Raw genomic sequence first — 5,383 nt, forward strand, 5'->3', positions numbered from 1 at the left:
GCGTGTTGTTTGATATCTCAATAGCGTGTTTATTTGTTGATGCCATTATTTTGATGGCAAATTATTACGGATGATACAGCAGTTATATGCTGGTTGTTTGTTTTTTTGTCAGGATTTTTCTATGTATTTTCATGGAGAGTTTGATCCTGGCTCAGGATGAACGCTGGCTGCGTGCTTAACACATGCAAGTCGAACGATGATGACCGGGCTTGCCTGGTCTGATTAGTGGCGAACGGGTGAGTAACACGTGAGTAACCTGCCCCTCACTTCGGGATAACCTCGGGAAATCGTGGCTAATACCGGATATGAACTTCTACCGCATGGTGGTTGTTGGAAAGTTTTTCGGTGAGGGATGGACTCGCGGCCTATCAGTTTGTTGGTGAGGTAATGGCTCACCAAGACGATGACGGGTAGCCGGCCTGAGAGGGCGACCGGCCACACTGGGACTGAGACACGGCCCAGACTCCTACGGGAGGCAGCAGTGGGGAATATTGCACAATGGGCGGAAGCCTGATGCAGCGACGCAGCGTGAGGGATGACTGCCTTCGGGTTGTAAACCTCTTTCAGTAGGGAAGAAGCGAAAGTGACGGTACCTGCAGAAGAAGCGCCGGCTAACTACGTGCCAGCAGCCGCGGTAATACGTAGGGCGCAAGCGTTATCCGGAATTATTGGGCGTAAAGAGCTTGTAGGTGGCTTGTCGCGTCTGCCGTGAAAACCCGAGGCTCAACCTCGGGCGTGCGGTGGGTACGGGCAGGCTAGAGTGTGGTAGGGGAGACTGGAACTCCTGGTGTAGCGGTGAAATGCGCAGATATCAGGAAGAACACCGATGGCGAAGGCAGGTCTCTGGGCCATTACTGACACTGAGAAGCGAAAGCATGGGTAGCGAACAGGATTAGATACCCTGGTAGTCCATGCCGTAAACGTTGGGCACTAGATGTGGGGGACATTCCACGTTTTCCGCGTCGTAGCTAACGCATTAAGTGCCCCGCCTGGGGAGTACGGCCGCAAGGCTAAAACTCAAAGGAATTGACGGGGGCCCGCACAAGCGGCGGAGCATGCTGATTAATTCGATGCAACGCGAAGAACCTTACCAAGGCTTGACATGGACCGGACGGCTGCAGAAATGTGGCTTTCTTCGGACTGGTTCACAGGTGGTGCATGGTTGTCGTCAGCTCGTGTCGTGAGATGTTGGGTTAAGTCCCGCAACGAGCGCAACCCTCGTTCTATGTTGCCAGCGCGTTATGGCGGGGACTCATAGGAGACTGCCGGGGTCAACTCGGAGGAAGGTGGGGACGACGTCAAATCATCATGCCCCTTATGTCTTGGGCTTCAAGCATGCTACAATGGTCGGTACAATGGGTTGCGAAACTGTGAGGTGGAGCGAATCCCAAAAAGCCGGCCTCAGTTCGGATTGGGGTCTGCAACTCGACCCCATGAAGTCGGAGTCGCTAGTAATCGCAGATCAGCAACGCTGCGGTGAATACGTTCCCGGGCCTTGTACACACCGCCCGTCAAGTCACGAAAGTCGGTAACACCCGAAGCCAGTGGCCCATCCTCGTGAGGGAGCTGTCTAAGGTGGGATTGGTGATTGGGACTAAGTCGTAACAAGGTAGCCGTACCGGAAGGTGCGGCTGGATCACCTCCTTTCTAAGGAGCATAACCATTATGGTTGCCATTTTCCTGCCCGAGTGTGGTGGGGATGGTTGCTCAAGGGTGGAACATCAACGAATAGGCACTTCATCAGCCGGTATGGCTTCTTCAGTACGGCGTCCCTTGTGGGCGTCTGGAACGAGTGGTCTGCTGGAGGGTTCGAGGTGGAAACACGCTATTGGGTTATGAGGCTGCACGCAGTCCCTGTGGTCCTTCGCTTTCGGGTGAGGGGTTGTGGGGTGTGTGGCTGGTCCTCCCTGATCATCCGGGCTGCTTGTGCGGCTGGGTGGTTGGTGTGGGGTTGTTTCTTGAGAACTACATAGTGGACGCGAGCATCATTGTAAGCAATTTTAAAGATTTTGTGTCTTTGTGTGTTGCCTAAGTTTTAAAGGGCGCACGGTGGATGCCTTGGCAAGAAGAGCCGACGAAGGACGTGTGAGTCTGCGAAAAGCCTCGGGGAGTTGACAACAGAGCTGTGATCCGAGGATGTCCGAATGGGGAAACCCACCGCGAGTCATGTCGCGGTACCCGCCACTGAATGTATAGGTGGTGTGGAGGGAACGAGGGGAAGTGAAACATCTCAGTACCCTCAGGAAGAGAAAACAAATAGTGATTCCGTGAGTAGTGGCGAGCGAAATCGGATGAGGCTAAACCCGATCTGTGTGATACCCGGCAGGGGTTGCAGGTTGGGGGTTGTGGGACGTGTCTGAACCGTCTGCCGGCGGTTCGACGTGTACGTGTGTTGGTAGTCGAAGTCGTGTTGAGTGCGACGGCGTAGAGGGTGTGACCCCCGTAGACGAAACTGACATGCGGCGTGACGCTGTTCCCGAGTAACACCGGACCCGTGAAATCTGGTGTGAATCTGCCAGGACCACCTGGTAAGCCTAAATACTACTTCTTGACCGATAGCGGACAAGTACCGTGAGGGAAAGGTGAAAAGCACCCCGGGAGGGGAGTGAAATAGTACCTGAAACCGTGCGCTTACAATCCGTCGGAGCCTTGAGGGGTGACGGCGTGCCTTTTGAAGAATGAGCCTGCGAGTTAGTGGTCGGTGGCGAGGTTAACCCGTGTGGGGTAGCCGTAGCGAAAGCGAGTCTGAACGGGGCGTTCAGTCGCCGGCTCTAGACCCGAAGCGAAGTGATCTATCCATGGGCAGTGTGAAGCGCGGGTAAGACCGCGTGGAGGCGCGAACCCACTTCAGTTGAAAATGGAGGGGATGACCTGTGGATAGGGGTGAAAGGCCAATCAAACTTCGTGATAGCTGGTTCTCCCCGAAATGCATTTAGGTGCAGCGTTGCGTGTTTCGTTCCGGAGGTAGAGCACTGGATAGGCGATGGGCCCCACCGGGTTACTGACCTTAGCCAAACTCCGAATGCCGGAACGTGAGAGCGCAGCAGTGAGACTGTGGGGGATAAGCTTCATGGTCGAGAGGGAAACAGCCCAGAACATCAGCTAAGGCCCCTAAGCGTGTGCTAAGTGGAAAAGGATGTGAAGTTGCTGAGACAACCAGGAGGTTGGCTTAGAAGCAGCCACCCTTGAAAGAGTGCGTAATAGCTCACTGGTCAAGTGATTTTGCGCCGACAATTTAGCGGGGCTCAAGCACACCGCCGAAGCTGTGTCATTCAGACCTTGTGTCTGGATGGGTAGGGGAGCGTCGTGCAGCCAGCGAAGCCGCGGGGGAACCCAGTGGTGGAGGCTGTACGAGTGAGAATGCAGGCATGAGTAGCGAAAGACGGGTGAGAAACCCGTCCGCCGATTGATCAAGGGTTCCAGGGCTAGGTTTATCCGCCCTGGGTTAGTCGGGACCTAAGGCGAGGCCGACAGGCGTAGTCGATGGACATCGGGTTGATATTCCCGAACCGATCGTAGGAGGACCCATACCGAGGCAGTCGATGCTAACCACCCGAGCTTTCCCCATACCCTTCGGGGTGTGGAGGTTGGTGAGGCTGGGAACCAAGGTTGTAGTAGGTCAGCGCGAGGAATGACGCAGAGAGGTAGCTTCCGCGGACTTAATGGAATAGTCCGTCTAAGCGAGCAGCCCGAGCACAGGTAATGCTGTGCCGTATTGGGTGAGACGTGATGGGGATCCCGTATGGGCGTAGGTGAGTGATCCTGTACTGCCAAGAAAAGTTCCAGCGTGACGAATACGGTCGCCCGTACCCTAAACCGACTCAGGTGATCAGGTAGAGAATACCAAGGCGTTCGAGAGAATCGTGGTTAAGGAACTCGGCAAAATGCCCCCGTAACTTCGGGAGAAGGGGGGCCCGAGGAGTGAGAGCTCCGAGGGCCGCAGAGACCAGGGAGAAGCGACTGTTTACTAAAAACACAGGTCCGTGCGAAGTCGTAAGACGCTGTATACGGACTGACGCCTGCCCGGTGCTGGAAGGTTAAGAGGACCGGTTAGATCTTCGGATCGAAGCTGAGAATTTAAGCCCCAGTAAACGGCGGTGGTAACTATAACCATCCTAAGGTAGCGAAATTCCTTGTCGGGTAAGTTCCGACCTGCACGAATGGCGTAACGACTTCTCCACTGTCTCAACCGCGAACTCGGCGAAATTGCATTACGAGTAAAGATGCTCGTTACGCGCAGCAGGACGGAAAGACCCCGGGACCTTTACTATAGTTTGATATTGGTGTTCGGGACGGCTTGTGTAGGATAGGTGGGAGACTTGGAAGCATTCACGCCAGTGAGTGTGGAGTCATTGTTGAAATACCACTCTGGTCGTTCTGGATTCCTAACCTCGGTCCGTGATCCGGATCAGGGACAGTGTCTGATGGGTAGTTTAACTGGGGCGGTTGCCTCCTAAAGAGTAACGGAGGCGCTCAAAGGTTCCCTCAGCCTGGTTGGCAATCAGGTGTTGAGTGTAAGTGCACAAGGGAGCTTGACTGCGAGACAGACATGTCGGGCAGGTGCGAAAGCAGGAACTAGTGATCCGGCACTCCATTGTGGAATGGGTGTCGCTCAACGGATAAAAGGTACCCCGGGGATAACAGGCTGATCTTGCCCAAGAGCTCATATCGACGGCATGGTTTGGCACCTCGATGTCGGCTCGTCGCATCCTGGGGCTGGAGTTGGTCCCAAGGGTTGGGCTGTTCGCCCATTAAAGCGGTACGCGAGCTGGGTTTAGAACGTCGTGAGACAGTTCGGTCCCTATCCGCTGCGCGCGTTGGATATTTGAGAAGTCCTGTCCCTAGTACGAGAGGACCGGGATGGACTGACCTCTGGTGTGCCAGTTGTTCTGCCAAGAGCATGGCTGGTTGGCTACGTCGGGAAGGGATAACCGCTGAAAGCATCTAAGCGGGAAGCCTGCTTCAAGATGAGATATCCATACACCTTCGGGTGTGAGAGGCCCCCAGTAGATGACTGGGTTGATAGGCCAGATGTGGAAGCACGGCAACGTGTGGAGCTGACTGGTACTAATGGCTGATGACTTAACAACACATTTTTTGTTTGCTGCTGTTCGCGTCCACTGTGTGGTTCTGGAGAAACAACTCCTGGACACGTCCGTCCCCGTGGTGGGGTGGGTTGTGTTGAGGGCTGGTTGGGTCTCGCCGTGTTACGGCGGTCATAGCGTCGAGGAAACGCCCGGTTCCATTCCGAACCCGGAAGCTAAGCTCGATTGCGCCGATGGTACTGCACTCGGGAGGGTGTGGGAGAGTAGGTCGCCGCCGGACATCTTTGTGGGAGTGGGAGTGAGCTGGAGACCCGTGAGGGTTTCGCTCCTCCCACTCC

At 55.1% G+C, this 5,383-nt stretch carries 3 rRNA genes; all 3 read left to right on the top strand.

Features of this window, described 5'->3' with window-relative positions:
* Positions 1-128: 128 nt before the first annotated feature.
* The 3 genes from ACT3T5_RS19405 to rrf all read left to right on the top strand — a co-directional run bounded on the left by ACT3T5_RS19405 (position 129) and on the right by rrf (position 5,325).
* Positions 129-1,647: ribosomal RNA gene (locus ACT3T5_RS19405) — 16S ribosomal RNA — on the top strand.
* A gap of 378 nt (positions 1,648-2,025) precedes the next feature.
* Positions 2,026-5,090 (top strand): 23S ribosomal RNA (locus ACT3T5_RS19410).
* A gap of 118 nt (positions 5,091-5,208) precedes the next feature.
* A 5S ribosomal RNA gene (gene rrf / locus ACT3T5_RS19415) occupies positions 5,209-5,325 on the top strand.
* Together the 16S, 23S and 5S rRNA genes form the textbook arrangement of a ribosomal RNA operon.
* Positions 5,326-5,383: the final 58 nt, after the last annotated feature.

Origin of the sequence: Brachybacterium sp. AOP3-A1-3 (genome assembly GCF_052378285.1) — a bacterium.
Taxonomy (GTDB): domain Bacteria; phylum Actinomycetota; class Actinomycetes; order Actinomycetales; family Dermabacteraceae; genus Brachybacterium.